16 protein-coding genes are annotated in these 20,219 nt (G+C 37.6%); 6 read left to right on the top strand and 10 right to left on the bottom strand.

Translation table 11 applies throughout. The annotated features are described in order from the left end of the window. Window positions 1–133 precede the first annotated feature (133 nt). Together B7C41_RS05915 and B7C41_RS05910 are read right to left on the bottom strand one after the other, a co-directional pair. Window positions 134–2,944 (bottom strand): TonB-dependent receptor, encoded by a 2,811-nt coding sequence (locus tag B7C41_RS05915; RefSeq protein WP_235839631.1) that lies wholly within the window; start codon window positions 2,942–2,944, stop codon window positions 134–136. Window positions 2,945–3,111: 167 nt separating this feature from the next. Continuing rightward, window positions 3,112–4,176 (bottom strand): FecR family protein, encoded by a 1,065-nt coding sequence (locus tag B7C41_RS05910; protein ID WP_085297877.1) that lies wholly within the window; start codon window positions 4,174–4,176, stop codon window positions 3,112–3,114. A 431-nt stretch (window positions 4,177–4,607) separates the two neighbouring features. Here B7C41_RS05910 and B7C41_RS05905 point away from each other — a divergent pair, with 431 nt between their 5' ends. Further along, window positions 4,608–5,393, top strand: a complete 786-nt coding sequence (locus tag B7C41_RS05905) for a MipA/OmpV family protein (protein WP_085297876.1) — start codon at window positions 4,608–4,610, stop codon at window positions 5,391–5,393. A gap of 131 nt (window positions 5,394–5,524) precedes the next feature. Here B7C41_RS05905 and srmB read toward each other — a convergent pair whose 3' ends face one another. Together srmB and fldB are read right to left on the bottom strand one after the other, a co-directional pair. After that, a complete protein-coding gene (gene srmB / locus B7C41_RS05900) occupies window positions 5,525–6,760 on the bottom strand; it encodes an ATP-dependent RNA helicase SrmB (RefSeq protein WP_085297875.1) in 1,236 nt (411 codons plus the stop codon). A gap of 113 nt (window positions 6,761–6,873) precedes the next feature. Then, the gene (gene fldB / locus B7C41_RS05895; protein ID WP_085297874.1) at window positions 6,874–7,398 is read right to left on the bottom strand and encodes a flavodoxin FldB; all 525 of its coding nucleotides are present in this window, start codon (window positions 7,396–7,398) and stop codon (window positions 6,874–6,876) included. A 251-nt stretch (window positions 7,399–7,649) separates the two neighbouring features. Here fldB and dsbC point away from each other — a divergent pair, with 251 nt between their 5' ends. From dsbC to lysS, 4 genes are all read left to right on the top strand, one after another. Beyond that, entirely contained in the window at window positions 7,650–8,441 is a 792-nt protein-coding gene (dsbC, locus tag B7C41_RS05890; protein ID WP_085297873.1) for a bifunctional protein-disulfide isomerase/oxidoreductase DsbC, read from the top strand. A gap of 104 nt (window positions 8,442–8,545) precedes the next feature. After that, on the top strand, window positions 8,546–10,300 hold the full coding sequence (recJ, locus tag B7C41_RS05885) for a single-stranded-DNA-specific exonuclease RecJ (RefSeq protein WP_085298646.1): 1,755 nt from the start codon (window positions 8,546–8,548) through the stop codon (window positions 10,298–10,300). Window positions 10,301–10,505: 205 nt separating this feature from the next. Further along, window positions 10,506–11,604 (top strand): peptide chain release factor 2 gene (prfB, locus tag B7C41_RS05880; protein ID WP_169712428.1). Its coding sequence is split into 2 segments (ribosomal slippage): window positions 10,506–10,580 and window positions 10,582–11,604, totalling 1,098 coding nucleotides; the frame shifts between segments, so codons are not numbered across the junction. A 49-nt stretch (window positions 11,605–11,653) separates the two neighbouring features. Further along, on the top strand, window positions 11,654–13,198 hold the full coding sequence (gene lysS / locus B7C41_RS05875) for a lysine--tRNA ligase (protein WP_085297872.1): 1,545 nt from the start codon (window positions 11,654–11,656) through the stop codon (window positions 13,196–13,198). Between the two features lie 73 nt (window positions 13,199–13,271). Here lysS and B7C41_RS05870 read toward each other — a convergent pair whose 3' ends face one another. Next, window positions 13,272–14,522, bottom strand: a complete 1,251-nt coding sequence (locus B7C41_RS05870) for a DUF3667 domain-containing protein (protein WP_085297871.1) — start codon at window positions 14,520–14,522, stop codon at window positions 13,272–13,274. Window positions 14,523–14,763: 241 nt separating this feature from the next. Between B7C41_RS05870 and B7C41_RS05865 the strand changes: the two genes are divergently transcribed. Further along, the gene (locus B7C41_RS05865) at window positions 14,764–15,312 is read left to right on the top strand and encodes a YkvA family protein (RefSeq protein ID WP_085297870.1); all 549 of its coding nucleotides are present in this window, start codon (window positions 14,764–14,766) and stop codon (window positions 15,310–15,312) included. Between the two features lie 299 nt (window positions 15,313–15,611). On the opposite strand, the gene B7C41_RS05860 is transcribed toward B7C41_RS05865, so the two are convergent. The 5 genes from B7C41_RS05860 to B7C41_RS05840 form a co-directional block, all read right to left on the bottom strand. Then, the gene (locus tag B7C41_RS05860; RefSeq protein WP_235839630.1) at window positions 15,612–16,877 is read right to left on the bottom strand and encodes an AmpG family muropeptide MFS transporter; all 1,266 of its coding nucleotides are present in this window, start codon (window positions 16,875–16,877) and stop codon (window positions 15,612–15,614) included. 154 nt (window positions 16,878–17,031) lie between these two features. Next, window positions 17,032–17,361: a hypothetical protein gene (locus B7C41_RS05855; RefSeq protein WP_085297869.1), complete on the bottom strand. Its 330-nt coding sequence runs from the start codon at window positions 17,359–17,361 to the stop codon at window positions 17,032–17,034. 318 nt (window positions 17,362–17,679) lie between these two features. Next, a complete protein-coding gene (locus B7C41_RS05850; protein ID WP_085297868.1) occupies window positions 17,680–18,261 on the bottom strand; it encodes a peptidylprolyl isomerase in 582 nt (193 codons plus the stop codon). 46 nt (window positions 18,262–18,307) lie between these two features. Next, complete coding sequence (locus B7C41_RS05845; protein ID WP_085297867.1) at window positions 18,308–18,877, bottom strand: YajG family lipoprotein; 570 nt, start codon at window positions 18,875–18,877, stop codon at window positions 18,308–18,310. A gap of 29 nt (window positions 18,878–18,906) precedes the next feature. Next, the gene (locus B7C41_RS05840) at window positions 18,907–20,046 is read right to left on the bottom strand and encodes a methyltransferase (RefSeq protein ID WP_085297866.1); all 1,140 of its coding nucleotides are present in this window, start codon (window positions 20,044–20,046) and stop codon (window positions 18,907–18,909) included. Window positions 20,047–20,219: the final 173 nt, after the last annotated feature.

Raw genomic sequence — 20,219 nt, 5'->3', positions numbered from 1 at the left:
TTTATCTCCAGCTATTACCGTTCTTTCAATGCTAATTTTCGGCTAAATGATTAATAATTTAATCAAATGAAGTTACCAAACCTTGTTAGCAATAATATTGCCGTAACTGACTGAGATAGTTGCACTACGATCGTTAAAAATTCACTGCTATACCAGTATAGAAATAAGCGCCATTGTAACCAAAAGGGGCAGAGCGACGAGAATACTGAAATACTCCTTCGCTGTCGACAATGGTATTACCTGCATCGTCAATTATTTTACCTGCACGTGAATTACCAATAGTGTTCTTATCAGGGTAAATATTGAATAGGTTATTACTACCAGCATATAATTGAACATTAGGAGTTAATTGATGTTCAATACGAATATCGGTTAATAACTTTGCACCATAAGTTTGCTTATCACCATCGACAACACTATATTTTCCGAAATGATTTAACGTGAGATTAAAACGCCATTGCTGTAGCTGATAATTGATATTAAAATTTATTCTGCTTTCTGGTTGCCAGTCTTCAATAATGGCAATGTCGTGAGCAGAAAACACCTCTTCAACCGCTAAACTATTTAATGTACTCGCACTTGGGGTAAATAAGCGCTCTACTTCGGTTTTGGTATAGTTAGCCGCTAGTGTTAAATCGAGTTTCCCTTGTGCTAGTGAAGTTTGCCAGGTGGCAATAATATCAATACCTTGAGTTTTTGTATCAACACCGTTTAAAAACACCTGTGCTTTATCGATATTTTCAGCTGCTAGTAACTGATCTAAAGTATGGTTTAGACCAAGACACAAGCCGCTACTGAGCACTATACGATCGTCAATATCGATACGGTAATAATCAACTGTTAGCGTTAAACTATTATCGAAACTGACAACAGCACCTAAGCTTAAATTTTTTGAGCTTTCTTCTGCTAACTCCGGAACGCCGATGGCGTTAGCTAAATGGCTGTCATTTCGAAAGGTTGCCACTTTTTGACCGACAAGCTCGTCATTATCGTCAACTAAAAACTGTGTACTGGTATTGTTAAAGTAAAGTTGTTGCATTGACGGGGCACGAAAGCCAGTGCTAATTGCGCCGCGGTAAGTAAGCCAGTCGTTGCTTTGCCAATGAGCGGCTACTTTTAAATTTGTTGAAGCTCCGAACCCATCGTAGTCATCATACCTTGTTGCCGTGTTGATGAAGACGTTAGGCAAAAGCTGTTGTTCAATTTCAAAGTAGATTGAACGTACATGGCGTTTTTCGTCAACAGCAGAGCTTGGTGCTACGCCAGGGAAGCCTTGGATACCTGCAACAGCGTCATTAGCAAACAATGAACGGTTAGCTAGCGTGTCATAATCAAAGTAACTATATTTCTCACCAGCGTTTACCTGATAATGGTCTTGTCTAAATTCAAAGCCTAAAGTAAGTGTCGCCCAATCAAGATCTTTTCTGATATCAATATTTAATGTTTGTAGTGATAGGGAAAGTTCATAGGCGTGAGCATTTTGTGGAATGTTTTCTCTAATTTTCGAGGCGGTGCTATTCTCTTGGAAGCGTAATAGATTGGCATATGAAGCATTTATTGCGCTTTCGGTGTCGTAATTTATCTTGTTTTTACCATAGGTATACGATGTATCTACCGATATACCACTGTCAAATTCAAAGTTATAACCAAAATTTAGTGAATAGTCGCTAAGTTTTGATGATATTTTCGGTAAGTAGCCATCAGGTAATGTCGGTAAACTATCTTGAAGAACAGGATTAGTAGCTTGGTCTTTTGCCGAGCGAAAAAAGGCGGCAGAAGTGTTGTCTCGTTTAGAGTATGTCGCAAAACCGTATAGCTCGCCAACACCTGTGTCATAACCGGCATTAATCACCCAGGCTTGTTGCAAGTATTCAGGGTTACCAATTTCAAAAATGTCACGGGCGGCGTTTATTTCCTGTAGGTTCGAGGTGATATATTCATGGGGGGCTTGCTGTGTACAGCCATCATAAATACATGAACCATATTGTCCGGTGCGATTAGTTGCTTGGTGATCTGCCACACTGGCAGATAGATTGGCATAGCCTTGTTTGAATAGTGCAATACTTTTTGAAAATTCAACCTGCTGACTTGCACCATCACCTTGTGAATGCTTTCCGTAAGAGGCTTCAACATAATCAGCAGAGGTGTCATCTTTAAGGACAATATTGATAACCCCTGCAATGGCATCAGAGCCATACTGAGCTGCTGCACCGTCGCGTAGAATTTCAATACGTTTGATAGCTGCAACAGGTATGGCATTTAAGTCAGTGCCCGCAGTGCCGCGACCAACAGAGTTATTAATATGAATTAAGCTGGCCTGATGACGACGCTTACCATTAACTAGTACTAGTGTTTGATCAGGACCTAGTCCTCTTAGCGTGGCAGGTTGCAGTACATCGCTGCCATCACTAATGGCTGATTTAGAAAAATTAAATGAAGGTGCTATCGCTTGTAACATATCACCGACATTCGTTTGTCCCGATTGTTTTAATTGACTAAATGGCAGAATGTCGACTGGCACAGGCAAGTCAGTAATAGAACGCCGCGCGGTGCGACTACCAACAATGGCTATCTTTTCAATACCTGCTGTTTCCGCTGTTCTATTAGCGCTAGCAGGTGAGGTTACATCTTCAGTGTTTGGTGTTTTTTTTGTTTTTGAAGTTGCAGAAATAGCGATAACGTTATCTTGATTTTTAATAACTTCCAGTCCTGAACCTCGTAATAACTTACGAATTGCAAATTCAACAGTGTAATAACCTTCAACTTGATTGGTTTGAATTTTTTTGGTTAATTCGAATGAAAATAAAATAGTTTGTTGGCTTTGTTTACCAAATAATATTAAGGCTTGATTAGCATTTTGTTGTTTAATATCGAAATAGACAAGATCTGCAGCTTTACCCATAGAAGAAAAGAGTAAAAAAATCAATGCTGTATGGATTGACAATGTTTTACTGCTTTGACGAATACTTTTCAAAGTACTTATTAAAGCGAAATAAAGAATAGATGCTATCAATGCTTAAATTCCGAAGCTTTTATCATTTTATACTAACGTAAATTTTGAACACTTAGGCTTATTAAAGCCGTTAGGCAATTCAGCTCTCTGCAGTGAAATTATGCTCGATTAAGCGAAAAAGTATTATTACTTACTTTTTGGTAATCAATGGCAAAGTTATAATTTAATGACTGAAGTAAACCATTAATATCGTTGCTTTTAAAATACCCTGATATTTTAAGGTCTGCTATATCATCTGCAATTGGCATAAAGCTAACCGAGTTATAACGTTGCACTTCAGACAACACTTGCGATAGTGGTTCACCATCAAAAATCAGCATACCTTGTTGCCAAGCGAGCTCTTTTTCAATCGCACTATTTGACAGTGTTTGTTTAGCGTTCAAGCTTTGCTTAGCAATTGCCAACTTTTCGCCAGCAGTAACTATGTTCATCGCTTTTTGATTAGTTAGCGTTGATTGAGAGCTTTTGATGGCATCGAGTAAAACGGTTCTAGAGGTATTAGCCTTGCTTACTAAAACTCTACCTTCTTTTACCAGTAGCTCCATATCATGATTATTATCACGTTGAACATTGTAAATAGTGCCTAGCGCAGTAAAGGAGTTTTGCCCTGAAATGACGGTAAATGGCCGATTTTTATCTTTTGCAACATCAAACTTTGCCTCACCACGGATCAAAGTGATTTTTCGTTGTAAAGTGCTATAAACAACTTCAATAACGGTATTGGTATTTAGTTTTATAGAACTACCGTCGGTTAAGGTGATTTCTTTTTGTTGACCGAATTGGGTACTAAATGTTTGATAGGCTAAATGTTGAGAAGAGGTATTTTTAGGGTCTTGCCAAAGCTGATTAATATCATTTGCTAAGTTTGTTGTTAATATTGCAACAAAAAAGATACTAGCTGCTAAGCAACCTTTCATTAGGTAGTCACTGGCAGGTTTTTTGTCTGGCTTGGCACAAAATAAACCATTTAGCTCATGCTGAGTACTAATATCTCCCCATAAGGAAGACATTCTCTGCAATGCAGAATAATGAGCTTTATCTTGATTGATCCATGCTATTAATTGTTGTTTTTCAACGCTAGACAATCCTTTATCAAGTCGTGTTATCCAAAGGTTTGCTTGCGCTTGGACCGATTTATTATCGTTTGACGTCTTGGGTATCATTTATCTACTTCTGTGATTACATTTTGAAACAAATATTCATTCAGCGTTTACTGTAAACGAATTATTAGGGGCGTGCTATGGAAATTTAGCTAAAAGTTCAATAAAACGTTTTTTAATGTAATTACCTGTATTCATCAGTTATCTAACTGATAAGTATTAGAGTAATTGTTCAATTTTCAACACAAGCTCTAAGGTTTCCGAAGTATTTCTTTCGCTAATTTACATTATTTATATTTGCGAAATATTATTGAGAAACACTGTTGAGAAACACTGTTGAAAAACGCGTTGCAACCTAAGCAAACTATCACTTCTGCTTGATAAACAATTTCGACAGTTTATTACATTTTTTAAACATTAGAGAACATTAGTGCAACGGTTATAAAAAAATTGTCAGGTTACAATCTTTCCATCAATTAAAGGAGAGATTCAATATGTTAAATGCAATTAAAATAAAGAAAGTACTATTTACCAGTTCATTAATCGGCTTAGTTAGCATGTCACAGTTCGTACAAGCAGAAGAGTGGGAGTTTACCACTGGCCTTGGTGTTTATAGTGCTAACGAAGCATGGAAAGGTACAGATGCTAAGCAAGGTATTGCTCCAATACTCTCGGCAACATATGGTAATTGGTCAATAGGTGAAGATAGCATTGTTTCATATAGCCTTTTAAATGAAGATGATTTTGGCCTAAGTGTTGGGGTTAATTATCGTAATGATGCCTATGATGATGATAAATTTTTAGGCTCAAAAAAGTCGACTGACGCAGTATTTAAAGGTTATGAATCTCCAGACGGCGATGTTACTTTTAAAGTTGATGGCTATTGGGAGTTTGTTAATTTAACACTAGAGCAAGATGTTTCTGGAAAGTCTAAAGGCTTAACAGCTGATTTAGGTATTGAAGTACCGATTTTTAATATAGGTAATGATTTCACGGTTCAAGCGAGTGCGACAATGCATTGGCAAAGCAGTGATTATGCAAATCACATTTATGGTGTTTCTACTAAGCAAGTTGATAATAGTGTTGGCAGAACGGCTTATACTGTTGGCTCAGTAACTAATTATAGTGTTGGTTTATCTGCTTTTTATCAACTAGATAAAAATTGGAGTTTGATTGCGGCGGTTGAGTATACCAAGCTTGATGACGCTATAGCAGATAGCCCGTTGATTGGGGATGATAAAATTACCGGAGCATTTGTTGGCGCAAGTTATAGCTTCTAAATGACTAGATAATTAATCACTAAAAAGCTTTTTTTTAAGGTGTTAAAACAAAAAACCTAAACCATTTAGTTATTAACTGAGGTTTAGGTTTTTATTATCATCAGTAAAACAAATTACGTTAATACAATAGCTTACTTTTTATTGCGTTTAGCTTGTTTCTTCGCTTTTGCTTTTTTCTGAGCGACAGTTTTCTTAACCTTCGCTTTTTTAATCGCAACACGCGCTTCTTTGTTCTTTGGTCTAAGTTCTTCAATAATGCGACGTGGCAAACGTTCATCAATGTAACGTTCTACTTTACCAATAACTGCCATGTCATGTGCTTCAACTAATGAGATTGCCGTGCCTTTATTACCTGCACGACCTGTTCGGCCAATACGATGTAAATAAATATCAGCGGTACGCGGTAAGTCGAAGTTAATCACGTGCGTAATATCGTCTATATCTAAGCCACGTGCGGCAACATCGGTTGCTACTAATACCTTTACTGTGCCATTGCGTAGGCGCTCAACGGAAGTACTGCGCTTATCTTGCGGCATCTTTCCTTCAAGCCATACACAAGGGACTTCTTCTGCGTATAACTTACCCGATAAGTATTGTACGGTTTCACGTTTATTAGCAAAAACTACTACTCGTGAAAGTTCTTCTTGCTTTAATAAGTTAACTAGCAAGGCGACTTTATGGTCTTTATTATCAGCGATATGTAGCCACTGATGAATTTTTGCTTTTTCTTTTCGGGATGGATTCGATTCTAAAAATACCGGTTCGTTAAGTATTTCACGAGAGAACCTAACCACGGCTGAACCTTCTAATGTTGCTGAAAACAACATGGTTTGTTTGCGCCAGCGAGCTTCTGCAATGATGCGGTTAATAATTTCTATAAAGCCCATATCAAGCATACGGTCTGCTTCATCTAAAATTAAGACTTCTATTTCACGACAATCAAACTGCTCGCTTTCAATGTATTCCATTAAACGACCAGGTGTTGCCACTAAAATATCAGTATTAGTGGTTAGAATTTCTTTATGACTACCGTAGTTAACGCCACCAGTAATCACACCTGATTTAATTTTTGTTAATGAAGTCAATTTTTCGCATTGCTCATGCGTTTGTAATGCGAGCTCGCGTGTTGGCGATAAAATTAGTACCCGAGGAAACCCCGGCTTATTGCGCGGATAATCTAATAAATGTTGAGCCGCGGGTAAAATGAACGCTGCTGTTTTTCCCGTTCCTGTTGGGGCTGATGCAAGTAAGTCTTTACCAGTCATAGCGACAGGCAATACTAATTCTTGAATCGATGTAGGCTTTTTAAAACCGGCACTTTCAATACCGCCCAATAACGCGGAGTCTAGGTCAAACTGATTAAACATGTAATAATTTTCTTCAAAGGTTTATAGCTGCGGATTATAATGGCAAAATCGGATTTATCCTAAAGATCTTGCCAAAATTGTGCGTTTTTTATGATATTTAATCTTAACTTGGCTTAATCAGCTAAGATCTCATCAATTTCTGTTTTAATTTGTTGGCACCAAGTTGTAATACGTTCATCACTTACGTCGTATTGATTGTCTTCATCCAGTGCTAAACCAACAAAGTGTTTTTGATCTTCAGTTAAGGCTTTTGATGCGGCAAATTCATAACCTTGATTAGGCCAATAGCCAATAACATAGCCACCTTGTGCGATAACTTGCTCATGTAACATGCCCAAAGCGTCTTGAAACCATTCGGTGTAACCAATTTGGTCACCCATGCCGTAAAGGGCAATTATTTTTCCACTCAGATCAATATCGACGATTTCAGGCCAATGTCCTTCCCAGTCTTCTTGAATTTCACCATAATCCCAAGTCGATATACCTAAAATAAGAATATCATGATCTGCCATTTCAGTTAGCGCAGTGTCTTTAATATTGAATAAAGTTACTTGTTCTGCACCGAGTTCAGTTTGAATTTTTTCTGCTGCCATTTCGGTATAGCAAGTGGTTGAGCCATAAAATAGTGCAATATTCATTGATAATGATTACCGAGAGTTGTGTAGCCTAAATAAAAGGAGACGGGAACTTATTTGCCGCGATTTTAGCAAATAAGCCGCTATCAATGCCAGTACAAATGATGATAAGAGGCAACAAAAGGCTTTAGAAGCTGTTGGCTGTTATTGCAATTAGCCCACTTTCACTGTAATTTTAGCCTCCTATAAGCGGTCACTTGTAATTAATGACAATTTAAACCTTATTACCCGCTAGCTAATTTATGGAAATCTCTATGTCTAAGAAGTATTTATTTGCCGCACTATTGAGTGTTTTTAGTTATTCTAATGTTGCTTTAGCTGATCCAGCTACACCAGCTAATAACAGTGTAATGTTACCAAGCGCTCAGTCAACAGAACTTAATCTTGTTAAAACGAAACTAAGCAACATGTTAGGTTTTAAAATTGACAGTATTAAAGCATCGCCTATGGCTGGTGTTGTTGAGGTGATCACCGACCAAGGATTATTTTATGCCAGCGCCGATGGTAATTTTTTATTACACGGTAAAATGTATGGTTTAGGTGATAATGTTAGTAATTTAACCGAAGAAAGTTTAGCGCAGGTTCGCGTTGATGGCATGGCGAAATTCTCTGATTCTATGATTGTTTTTCCTGCAAAAAATGAAAAGCATGTTGTCACTGTTTTTACTGATATTACTTGTGGCTACTGTCGTAAAATGCATGACCAAATTGAAGACTATAACGATAGAGGTATTACTGTTCGTTATTTAGCGTACCCTCGTTCAGGCGTGAAAGACCGAAGTGGTCAATACTCTCAAGGCTTTAAAGACTTGCGTTCAATTTGGTGTCATGAAGATCCTCAACAAGCATTAACGAAAGCGAAAAGTGGCTCAAATGTCGCGGCTCGTATTTGTGACAAACCGATTGAAGAAGAGTTCGACTTTGGTCGCCAAGTTGGCGTTAATGGTACACCTGCTATAATACTGGCAAACGGCATGATGGTGCCTGGCTATCAAGATCCAAGTAAATTGTTTTCCTTATTAGAATCAGCTCAACAAGGCGGTTAGCAGTAGGGGCATAAATTTTTTAACTGATAAAATGGCAAGTATTATACTTGCCATTTTTGTATCTACAGCTTTTATTATTCGCTCAATTAAAAAGACCCAATTCAATGCTTAAAGAGATCATTCGTCGAGAACAAGTAAGTGATGACCATTTGCCTAAAACCTTGCATCCGATTATCCGACAAATCTACGCACGCCGAGGTGTCACTAATGAAACGCAGTTGGAACTTACTGCCTTGCATTTATGTGCGGTTGATAGTTTGAAAGGTTTGCCCGAAGCATGTGCACTGTTGCATATTGCCTTGAAAGAACAAAAAAACATTACAGTTATCGGTGATTTTGATGCTGATGGCGCAACCAGTACGGCACTGATGATGGAAGCATTAAAAATGCTTGGCTCAAATAATCAACATTTTTTAGTGCCTAATCGTTTTAAGTATGGCTATGGTCTAACCCCTGAAATTGTTGAAATAGCTGCTTCGCAAGGGGCACAAGTTTTGGTCACCGTGGATAATGGTATTAGCTGCATTGCGGGTGTTAATCGAGCGAAAGCATTAGGTTTAGAGGTTGTGGTAACTGATCATCATTTACCTGGAAATACCGTGCCAGCAGCCGATGCTATTGTAAACCCTAATCAAGTCGGTTGTAATTTTGCCAGTAAAGCTTTGGCGGGGGTTGGTGTCGCATTTTACTTCATGTTGGCACTGAGAAAGTATTTACGTGAGCAAGCTTGGTTTGAGCAACAAAATATCAGTGAGCCTAATATTGCACAATTACTTGACCTTGTCGCCTTAGGCACAGTTGCTGATGTTGTCTCACTTGATGCCAATAATCGTATTTTAGTGGAGCAAGGTTTAAAAAGAATTCGAGCCGGTGCAACACGTCCAGGTATACAAGCATTGATTGAAGTTGCAGGTAAAAACCAGCAAAAGTTAGCTGCTAGTGACTTTGGCTTTGCACTAGGACCAAGAATTAATGCCGCAGGGCGACTAGACGACATGGCCTTTGGCATTAATTGCTTATTGGCTAAAGACCTTTCTACTGCAAGAGTGATGGCGGCAGATTTAGATGATTTAAATAAAACCCGTAGAGAAATTGAGCAGGGCATGCAGGAGGAAGCGGAACAAGTGCTTAAAAGTTTGCAATTTAGCGAAGACAATTTACCGCACGGTATTAGCTTGTTTCATGCTGATTGGCACCAAGGGGTTATTGGCATTGTTGCAGGACGCTTAAAAGAGAAGTATCACCGGCCAAGTATTGTATTTGCCCGAGCCAACGATGAAAATGATAATAGTAGTGAGGATAGTAGTCATGATAGCAACGAGATTAAAGGCTCTGCGCGCTCGATTCCTGGTTTACATATTCGAGATTTACTAGAGCATATTGATAGCCAACACCCAGGTATTATTCTTAAATTTGGTGGTCATGCCATGGCGGCAGGGCTATCGATTCATGCTGATAAATTTCAAGAGTTTTCAGCACTGTTTGAACAGTATGCGCAGCAATGGTTGAGTGTTGAAGCACTAACAGGTGTATTAGCTTCTGATGGTAGTTTATTAACACAAGATATGACGCTTGATTTTGCAGAGCTTTTACGTGCAGCGGGGCCATGGGGACAAAATTTTCCAGAGCCGTTATTCGACGATACTTTCACGCTTGTTCAACAACGTATTGTTGGTGAAAAACATTTAAAATTGGTCGTTGAGAAAGATCAGAAAGTTTTCGATGCTATTGCTTTTAACGTCGATATAAAACGTTGGCCAGATCATCAAGCAAAGCAAGTAAAGCTTGCTTATCGTCTCGATATCAATGAATTTCGCGGGAAACAATCACTGCAATTAATGGTTGAACAATTAGACTAAAATATAGGTTTAATGCTATGGCATTAATTGTTTAGACAATTAATGCCAATAACTATCCATAAAAATATAATAAAAAGGATGTTTCTCTGCTCATGCAAGCATTTATTTAGTCGCATATTTAGGCTACAATGCGCGACTGTTTTTTTGTTATTTTTCCCTTTATTCTCCAATTTATTTATCAATGATGGCGTAACAGTTAAAAAGTATGTTAGAAGTTAATCCTGTACTCAGTAAAATTAAAGAAATCCGCGAACGTACTAACATGCTTCGGGGGTACCTTTGACTATGATCAAAAGTCAGAACGTTTGGTTGAAGTGGTTCGTGAATTAGAATCCCCAGATGTTTGGAATGAGCCTGAAAGGGCGCAAGCATTAGGTCGTGAACGCTCAGCATTAGAAGCTGTGGTTGAAACCATAGATCAAATGGATTCGGGTTGTGAAGACATTGAAGGCTTAGTTGAACTTGCCGTTGAAGAAGATGACGAAGAAACATTTAACGATGCTGGCGTTGAAACGCAAGCACTAGAAGCTAGTTTGGAAAAGTTAGAGTTTCGTCGGATGTTTTCCGGCGAGCAAGACGCTAATAACTGTTATTTAGATATTCAGTCAGGATCTGGCGGCACAGAAGCACAAGATTGGGCTGAAATGTTGATGCGCATGTATTTACGCTGGGGTGAAGCCAATGGTTATAAAACTGAAGCTATTGAAGTAACCGATGGTGATGTGGCTGGCATTAAAGGCTGCACCATTAAATATACTGGTGAATACGCCTTTGGTTGGTTACGCACTGAAACTGGTGTTCATCGTTTGGTGCGCAAATCACCTTTTGATTCAAGTGGCCGTCGTCATACTTCATTTGCATCTGCGTTTATTTATCCAGAAATAGACGACAACATTGAAATTGATATTAATCCTGCTGATTTACGTATAGATACATTCCGTGCATCTGGTGCGGGTGGCCAGCATGTTAACAAAACTGATTCAGCTATACGTATTACCCATGTTCCTACTGGCGCTGTTGTTGCGTGTCAGGCGGATCGTTCGCAGCACAAAAACCGTGCTACGGCGATGAAATTGCTGAAAGCTAAATTGTATGAAATGGAAATGCAAAAGCAAAACGAAGGCAAACAAGAGTTAGAAGACGGAAAATCTGATATTGGTTGGGGCAGTCAAATACGCTCGTATGTTTTAGATGACAGCCGTATTAAAGATTTACGTACAGGCATAGAAAATCGTAATACCCAAGCGGTATTAGACGGTGATTTAAACAAATTTTTAGAAGCTAGCTTGAAATCTGGCTTGTAAACACATTCATTAATTTAAATAGAATATTACGTTAAACACGAGAAATAAAATGACTGATCAAGCAAACCAAGATGAGAATAAATTGATTGCCGAGCGTCGTGGCAAGTTAGTAAAAATTCGAGAAAACTGTCCGGCTAATGGCCACCCAAACAAGTTTGATCGAAAACACTATGCTGCTGATTTACAAGCTGAACACGGTGAAAAAGATAAAGAAACGCTTGAAGCTGAAACAGGCATTTATAGCATTGCTGGTCGTGTAATGGCTAAACGTGGTCCATTTCTAGTGTTGCAGGACATGACGGGCCGCATTCAGGCCTATGCACACAAAACGGTGCAAAAAGACATTAAAGAGCGTTGGGGCACTTTAGATATAGGCGATATTATCGGTGTAACTGGTACTATGCATATGTCTGGCAAAGGGGACTTATACGTCAACATGGACAAATATGAGCTTTTAACTAAATCGCTGCGTCCATTACCAGAAAAATTCCACGGTTTATCTGATGTTGAAACGAAATATCGTCAACGTTACGTTGATTTGATTATCAATGAAGATACCCGTAATACCTTCAAAATTCGTTCAAAAATTGTTGATGGTATTCGTAAGTTTTTAACTGACCGTGATTTCATGGAAGTTGAAACGCCAATGCTGCAAACTATTCCTGGTGGCGCAACAGCTAAGCCTTTTGAAACCTTTCACAATGCCTTAGACATTCAAATGTACATGCGTATCGCACCTGAGCTTTATTTGAAACGTTTAGTTGTTGGTGGTTTTGAGAAAGTTTTCGAAATTAACCGTAACTTCCGTAACGAAGGTTTATCAACACGCCATAACCCAGAATTCACTATGATTGAATTCTACCAAGCCTATGCTGATTACCATGACTTAATGAACCTTACTGAAGACATGCTACGCACGCTAGCTGAAGATGTAATGGGTTCTGCTATTATTCGTAATACTATAAAGAGCACTGATACAGGTGAAGTTTTAGAAGAGAAATTCTATGACTTCGGACAGAAGTTCACGCGTTTATCTATGGTTGATGCGATTTTATTACATGGTAATGATTTAGACGAAAACGTTTTACGTAACCCAGAAGAAAACTTTGACGCGCTTAAGGCGATGGCAAAATCTGTTGGCGTAAAAGAAACTGATGCCTCTAAAGTATGGGGTGCTGGTAAGTACATCTGTGAAATATTTGAAGAAGTCGCCGAGCATATGCTTGATCAACCTACTTTTATTACAGAATATCCATGGGAAGTTTCACCATTAGCACGTAGAAATGATGAAAACCCATTCATAACTGACCGTTTTGAATTCTTTGTTGGTGGTCGTGAACTAGCAAATGGCTTCTCAGAGTTAAATGATGCCGAAGACCAAGCTGCTCGTTTCCAAAACCAAGTAGCAGGAAAAGATGCGGGTGATGACGAAGCAATGCATTTTGATGCAGACTATATTCAAGCACTTGAATACGGTTTACCACCAACTGCAGGTGAAGGTATTGGTATTGATCGTTTAGTGATGTTATTTACTGATTCACCAACTATTAAAGATGTTATTTTATTCCCTCATATGCGTCCGTTAGCTGAATAATAAAGCTCACTGATTAATATAAAAAGGCGCTAGTTTAAAAACTAGTGCCTTTTTTTTCATTTAGGATTTTATATTACAGCTGGGTATCAGTTAAGCCCCAAATAAAGGCTACAAAGGCTGTGAAGCCTAAAAGCATCATATAAAGCATGCCAACAACATTATATTTCACAATTGTTAAAAGCTTACCTTGCTTATAAACACGTTTTTGCATTAAAAATAAATAGATAGGTAACCAAATTAAGGCTGCATAACTACCATACTCTAATAGACTTCTTAATAAAGTGCTTGTTTCATCAAGATAGTCATATAACCAGTCAGCAAGCTGCACAATTAAAATCGTTAAGAAGATAAAACTATGACTATGTAAAGCTACGGTTAAATGCTCCATATATAATCGTTTTGAAAACATATACATTATTTTTAATAGTGCTGCGAACAAAGGTAAAACAAGAAACATTAGCTGTGGTAGCTTACTTACAGACTCTTTAAAAAGTGGCGTTGGATCAGAGTTAAAGGCTTTTGTTGCTTTTTTCTCTAATAGCTCAGTGAAATCATTTAATTTCTTATTATTTTCTACTGAAAGAAAATCGAAGGTTACCGTACCGTCAGCATTATTGGAAAATGTCACTTGCTCATCGACTAACTCTGTAAGCTTTCCTTCGTTTATAAGCTTTAATTGCTCAATGGCATTCGTTAATTCTTGTTCATCTTTGTCTTTTAACTTACCACCCTTTCGCATTTTTTTAAATTCTAGTAAAACGATTTCATCAGTAACTCCTGCTGCAAGTATTGCATCTTTATTACTCAATGCTCTTTGGTAGTCTGTGTACTTTTTGACTTCTTTTTCAATGCTCTCAGCAGTTATTAGATCATTATCTCTGATAGCCTCGACTTTATTTTTATTAAGTTTCTTTAGGTGTTCGGTAACCTTATGATTAGACTCAAGAAAGTTTTGCTTTTCAAAAATGCTGTTACTGGTTAATAAATTAAGTGATAGAAAAAAAATTATACTAATAAATAAATATAAACGCAGCGGTGGAACATAATGAACACGCCTACCAGCGATATATTCATTGGTTAAAAAACCAGGCTTTAGCATAAGTGGGATTAATGTTCTTGATGCGCGAGAGTCAAAGCTAAATATATCGTCAAGCAGGTGTAAGATAACGGTCCAGAAATACTTTAAAGTAGATTCAACCGATTGCCCGCATTGACTACAAAAAGAGCCTGTAACATCGTTATGGCAATTTTCGCAAATAAGTTTATTCATCTCGTTATTGTTTTTTGCTACTTTTAAGTTGGTAGCTTTGTTATCGTCAGACATAATTTTTGCAGTAAATAAAACAGATACTTAGCATATTAACATTGAAATTTTTTACTGCAAATATGATTGATACGTCAACTTTTACGAAGTACTTCGTTTATTGCAGGCATTTTTCAATAAAAATCGCTTTTTTTTACAAAAAAGGATTAATATTTTGTATATCTATAGTGCTGTATTGCTAATGTTCTGTTAAATTTAGAGTGTTATCGATCAAAGCAAGCCAAATAGCAGGAGAATTATAATGGCATTTGAAGTTACCTTCGAGTTGAAAGAATCAGATTTAGACCACTTTCGTGATGTGATGAGGCAGTCAAAATCAGGCGCACAAAGTTTAAGTGAAACAGAAATTTTGGCAAACGCAAAAACCCTTAGCAAAGATGTTAAAGGTGATGTACCCGTATTTGTAAGTGAAAGAATTCAAAAGCTAGAAACCTTAGTTGCAATGATTGAAGATTCTGAGTGGAAGATTCCTGCTGAAGAACGTGCTGATGTGTTAAGTGCACTAGCATACTTTAGTGACCCAGAAGATTTAGTCCCTGATCATATTCCTGTTTTGGGTTTTTTAGATGATGCGATTATGATTGAATTGGTAGCTGAAGAACTTAAAGATGATATTGATGCATTTTTAGAGTTTTGTGATTACCGTACCCGAGAAGAAAGTCGCAACGCTGATGCCACCGTTACTCGTGACGAATGGTTAGATGCTAAACGCAGAGAATTGCATAGTCGAATGAGAAACCGTCGCTCAACACGTCGTAGTGGTCGTTCAGGTTTTCGTTCAATTTTTTAATTGAAGAATATCAAATCAGCCTAGTTCATACAAAGCCGCATTAAGCGGCTTTTTTATTATTTGCTCTAAACCTCTGTAAATTAGAGCTGGATGAGAAAGTTTAAGTGTGAAGAAGTCGCTACTTACAATTAGTTAATTTGTCATAAAGAGCATTAAAACGAAAAAGGCAATGATGATGCCATTGAAAGCAAAGATATAACCGAAGCCTTTTAGGCCTTCTTTAATTGTGTAGTTATTCTTTTGTAAATACCAAAACCAGATTGCACACATTAATAGCGGTATCAGAAAAAATAGTCTAATCATCTTTGCGCAACCTCCTGCTGTTTTTGTTGGAATGGTTCTCGCCATGGTGCTACTTTAAAAAGCATTAACATTCCTGGTATAGCTAATGCTGTACACATAAAGTAAAAGTTGGTCCAACCTATTTGTTCTACAATGATTCCTGTTGTTGCATTAGCAAAAGTGCGAGGCAGTGCTGCAATGGCGGTAAATAACGCAATTTGAGTTGCGGCAAATGCCGGATTAGTATTTTTGGCTATAAAGGCAGTAATACCTGCTGCACCTAAACCAACGCCTAAGTATTCAAAGCCCATTGCCATAGCTAAAGCGTAGGTATTGTGACCAATTTCTGCAAGTGCCGCAAAGCCCAATATACTGATTATTTGAACAAAACCAAATAACCAAAGCGCACGATTAATACTCATCTTAATCATCACTAAACCGCCAAGTGCTAAGCCAATGGTCATGGCTATCATCGATGCAGTTTTAGCGACTACGCCAATCTCTGTTTTTGTAAAACCTAAATCTATAAAGAAAGGTGTTTGTAAGGCGGTTGCCATATTGTCACCTAGCTTATATAGAAATAGAAAAAGTACGACTTGAAGCGCTGCTTTAATACCTTGGCTGTTAATGAAGTCTTTAAATGGCAATACAACAGCTTGCTTAAGCGTTTTTGGTGCTATTTCCTCGGTATTAAGTTCTTTTATAGCAAGGCTTAATACAATGCCAATAAGCATAAACGCAGCAACAATAATAAACACCGCTTGCCAACTAATATGATCAGCCAATATAAAGGCTAATGAGCCGGGAACCAAGCCCGAAAGACGGTAGGCTTGCACATGAATCGAGTTACCTAAACCTAATTCATGTTCAGGCAATAATTCTCGGCGATAAGCGTCAAGGACAATATCTTGGCTAGCACTAAAAAAAGCAACAGCTGCTGCTAAATATGCAACACTCCAAATATTCATTATTGGGTCAACAAAGCCAAATCCGGCGATTGAAAATAAGAGCAATATTTGAGTTAGTAGCATCCAACTGCGTCGTCTCCCCATTACAGGTAAAGAATATCTGTCCATTAATGGTGACCAGATGAACTTCCAAACATAAGGGATACCGATCAATGAAAACAAACCAATTTCAGTCAGACTAACGCCTTCTGAACGCAGCCAACCAGGAACTAGTTGATAAAGAATAAATAGTGGTAAGCCAGAGCTGAAACCGGTAAAAATGCAGATCAGCATACGGCGATTAAATATGGCTTGTTTAAAGGTTGGAGATTGCACTACGACTAAAGCCTAATAGGTGAGATAAAACGAATAGTGTTAGGCTATCAAAATGTAATAGCAAACAGAAGTTTAATATTATCGATAAAGGAATTAGTTTGTCAGTGGTTAGTATTTATTCTGTAAGTAGCTTTGATAATTGCAATTTTGATACTTACGGAATAGGGCGCCAGCCGACACAGTCAATGGGGTAGCTGCCAACACCAGCAAAAAACTCTAAACAGGTCGATATTTCACTTTTAAAATATAAGTTGCTCTCAAGTTTGTTGGCGCTATGTAAGCTTAGTTCATGCATGATATGCCAAAAAACGCGCTCTCTGGCACTACTAGGGGTTTCATCATTAACATGTAGCAAAGTCCATTCAGCCATAGTGTTTTCAACGAATAGATCTAGCTCTGTATAATGCAGAGAGTGGTTTATTACCGCAGTGATATAGGCTCCGATTTGTATGATTTTTTCATTGATAAACTGCTCAATTATCATGGTATTCCTTGTGAATCTAATGCGGATAAAGCTGAATAATCACTTCTAAATTCAGTGATTAATATAGAAAAAAACTAACCTTAATCATACTACTCAGCACAGTTTAGTTATCGTAGAGAAAGTGGGAATTGTCAAAGTAAAAATTGTGGAGAATTGTAACCAAGTAAGATGCTTATTAATCATATTGCAATGAAAATTCGTAAGTAGCTAAAAAATAAAACTTATAATATTGAGGTTTTATCGTGTTTTATTCTTTTAGCCATTCAATTATCGGTGTTTAATGTCAAATATAATGAGTAATGAGTGTTGTGGAGTTTTCTAAATAGCGGGTAATAAACTCGCTCTTATTAGCATAATAGGTTCAACAGGGACGTCTTCCCAATCCATTTCATCATTGTAATTGGTTTTGACCTGCGCCATAGCATCAAGCACTTCTTGACCTTCAGCAATGGCGCCAAAAACAGCGTAACCCCAACGTCTACCGGGATCTAAGTTAGTATTATCGCCAACATTGAAGAAGAATTGCCTGTTAGCTGTATGCGGACGGTTTTCTTTTGCCATCGCGATGGTGCCTATTTCATTTTTTAAGCCATTGCCCGATTCATTGATAATGTTGCCATTAACTTTCTTCAGTTCAAAATCTTTGGTGTAGCCGCCACCTTGCACAATAAACGCAGGCATGATGCGATGAAAAATAGTGTTGTCGTATTCACCGCTGACCACATAAGCTAAAAAATTATCCACGGTAATTGGTGCTCGAATTCGATCCAATTCCACAATAATTACGCCCATCGAGGTTTCTAATTTTACTTGTGGAAATAAATTATCAGGGTCGATGGCACCATCTTTTGCATTAGAATTTAATGACAGTACGAAAAGTAAAAGTGAAAAAAATCTCATGGTGCTGATCCAAAAATGATAATTAATAGGAATAAGTTTTTAGTAACTAGTTGATAAACGCGTGCAATTCTTTATTTTGCGTAACTTGTGTTAAAAGTTTTGCTAATTGCTGATTAAAGTCTCGCTCTAATACGGCAATGTCAGCACTAAAAGGGCCATTACTTTTACCTGATATTTTAAAGGTTTTCGTTAATGTTTTTCTGCCATTCTTAGCGATAACACGAAGCGTTATTTCGTTACTCGCAGTGTATTTTACTAAGTCTTGCTGAACGCTAATCAATGCGTTATCGACAACAACTTCAATTTTGCTTGCTGCTAAAGGCTGTAATTGTAAGCCACTTGTTTTAAATCCAGCCGATAATGAGGTTTTGATAATATCGATTAAAGGCTTTTGTGGTGAATATAGCTCAGCCGCTTCATTAGCGCGTAAAATTTGCACTATGTGATTAGTTCGACGTAAATCAGTAAAGCTAATCTGTGCCTGCTTCTGCTGAAATGCATTATTGCTTACCGTCGACAGTTCTGGGTTAACAATAACATGCTTTACTTGCGTACTGCAGGCAAAGAGTAAAGTGGTTGACGTTATTAAAAATAATTTTAGTAGTGTTGATTGCATTTTTCGCTCACAAAGCTAGGTTAAAATGATTAGCGTTTTATCGCTGAAATAGTGACAAACTTTTCATTACTGGCAATTAATTTTTCATTGCCGAAAATTCGTTTTAATTTGATATGATAAGCTAATTGTCGGTTACCGATAATGCGTAGCTCGCCGCCTTTTTTTAATACTCTGTGGCTATCTTTAAACATTTGCCAAGCAATATGGTCAGTTGTTGCGGTTTGTTGATGAAATGGCGGGTTACAAAGTACTAAATCAACACTGCCACCTTCAACACTTGTTAAACAGTCATTTACTTGGAATACACATTGCTGTGAAACGGCAGGTAAATTTTCAGCAATATTAGCTTCTGCTGAAGCAATGGCCATAAAAGATTCATCAATAAAGTGAACATGAGCCTCTGGCTGCTTTGATAGCACACTCAAGCCAATAACCCCGTTACCACAACCTAAGTCAACTACTTTGCTATCAGCGTTAACCTTTGGCAAATTCTGCAAGAAATAACGTGCGCCAATATCAAGTTTCTCTCTAGCGTAAACATTGGCATGATTGCTAATGGTAAAGTCGGTATTTTCCAAAGGCCATTTTGCTGGCAATAAAGCTGTACTTGCTTTGTCATTGTCAAATTGACTAAACACTAAACGTGCTTTTTTTACCGCCAATGATGTTTTAGTTGTGCCCAGGTAGTTTTCAAACACTTTTAATGTTGAACTATGTATTTCTTTTGCTCTATCACCAGCAATAAATAGTACATCACTTCCAAGTTGTTGCTTGATTTGGCTTAATTGATAACAAAGCATACCTTTGCTTTTTGGTATCTTAAACAGCACAATATTTACGTCAGTTGGTAACTTATCTAAGCTAGTTAATAGCGTTAAATTATCATTAGGTAAGCCATTTTGTTCTAAATTATATTCTATACCTTGATGGCTCAAAAATGAGTCATTGACGCAATACAATTCATGTTGCGATAAGTTACAGCTTAATGCGCCAAAGTTATCATTAAAAATGAGAATTTTCTGTTTAGCAGAGGTTAGCTGCTCTTGCTCGAGGTAATTAAGTAGATACTCGTCAGCGGCATCCCAAGCTTGTAAGCTTCGGTTAACTTGGCCTGTTGGGAACCTATCGAGAAAAAGATTTTTGTCATTAATAATAAAAGGGCTGATCATAGCAGTTTAAACTTGGTTGGCGTGGCTGATATTGTGACAAAATTTCACTCTGTGAGCTAGTTAATTAGGATTTTATTGTGCGAAGTTAATTCCTCACTTTTGCAAATTGATAACTTAAAAAACCTTTAATCTAGTTACAGTTCATTAAATTAATTATCTGATGAGGTAAAGAA

Origin of the sequence: Cognaticolwellia mytili, assembly GCF_002104475.1 — a bacterium.
Taxonomy (GTDB): Bacteria; Pseudomonadota; Gammaproteobacteria; order Enterobacterales; family Alteromonadaceae; genus Cognaticolwellia; species Cognaticolwellia mytili.
This window is presented reverse-complemented; position numbering and strand designations above follow the sequence as displayed.

What these genes read in the sequence shown, in the direction of transcription:
- B7C41_RS05840 (WP_085297866.1), bottom strand. Translation starts at nt 20,046, where the DNA reads ATGATCAGCCCTTTTATTATTAATGACAAAAATCTTTTTCTCGATAGG.
- fldB (WP_085297874.1), bottom strand. Translation starts at nt 7,398, where the DNA reads ATGAATATTGCACTATTTTATGGCTCAACCACTTGCTATACCGAAATG.
- B7C41_RS05850 (WP_085297868.1), bottom strand. Translation starts at nt 18,261, where the DNA reads ATGAGATTTTTTTCACTTTTACTTTTCGTACTGTCATTAAATTCTAAT.
- B7C41_RS05845 (WP_085297867.1), bottom strand. Translation starts at nt 18,877, where the DNA reads ATGCAATCAACACTACTAAAATTATTTTTAATAACGTCAACCACTTTA.
- B7C41_RS05910 (WP_085297877.1), bottom strand. Translation starts at nt 4,176, where the DNA reads ATGATACCCAAGACGTCAAACGATAATAAATCGGTCCAAGCGCAAGCA.
- recJ (WP_085298646.1), top strand. Translation starts at nt 8,546, where the DNA reads ATGCTTAAAGAGATCATTCGTCGAGAACAAGTAAGTGATGACCATTTG.
- B7C41_RS05855 (WP_085297869.1), bottom strand. Translation starts at nt 17,361, where the DNA reads ATGATAATTGAGCAGTTTATCAATGAAAAAATCATACAAATCGGAGCC.
- B7C41_RS05870 (WP_085297871.1), bottom strand. Translation starts at nt 14,522, where the DNA reads ATGTCTGACGATAACAAAGCTACCAACTTAAAAGTAGCAAAAAACAAT.
- dsbC (WP_085297873.1), top strand. Translation starts at nt 7,650, where the DNA reads ATGTCTAAGAAGTATTTATTTGCCGCACTATTGAGTGTTTTTAGTTAT.
- lysS (WP_085297872.1), top strand. Translation starts at nt 11,654, where the DNA reads ATGACTGATCAAGCAAACCAAGATGAGAATAAATTGATTGCCGAGCGT.
- srmB (WP_085297875.1), bottom strand. Translation starts at nt 6,760, where the DNA reads ATGTTTAATCAGTTTGACCTAGACTCCGCGTTATTGGGCGGTATTGAA.
- B7C41_RS05905 (WP_085297876.1), top strand. Translation starts at nt 4,608, where the DNA reads ATGTTAAATGCAATTAAAATAAAGAAAGTACTATTTACCAGTTCATTA.
- B7C41_RS05865 (WP_085297870.1), top strand. Translation starts at nt 14,764, where the DNA reads ATGGCATTTGAAGTTACCTTCGAGTTGAAAGAATCAGATTTAGACCAC.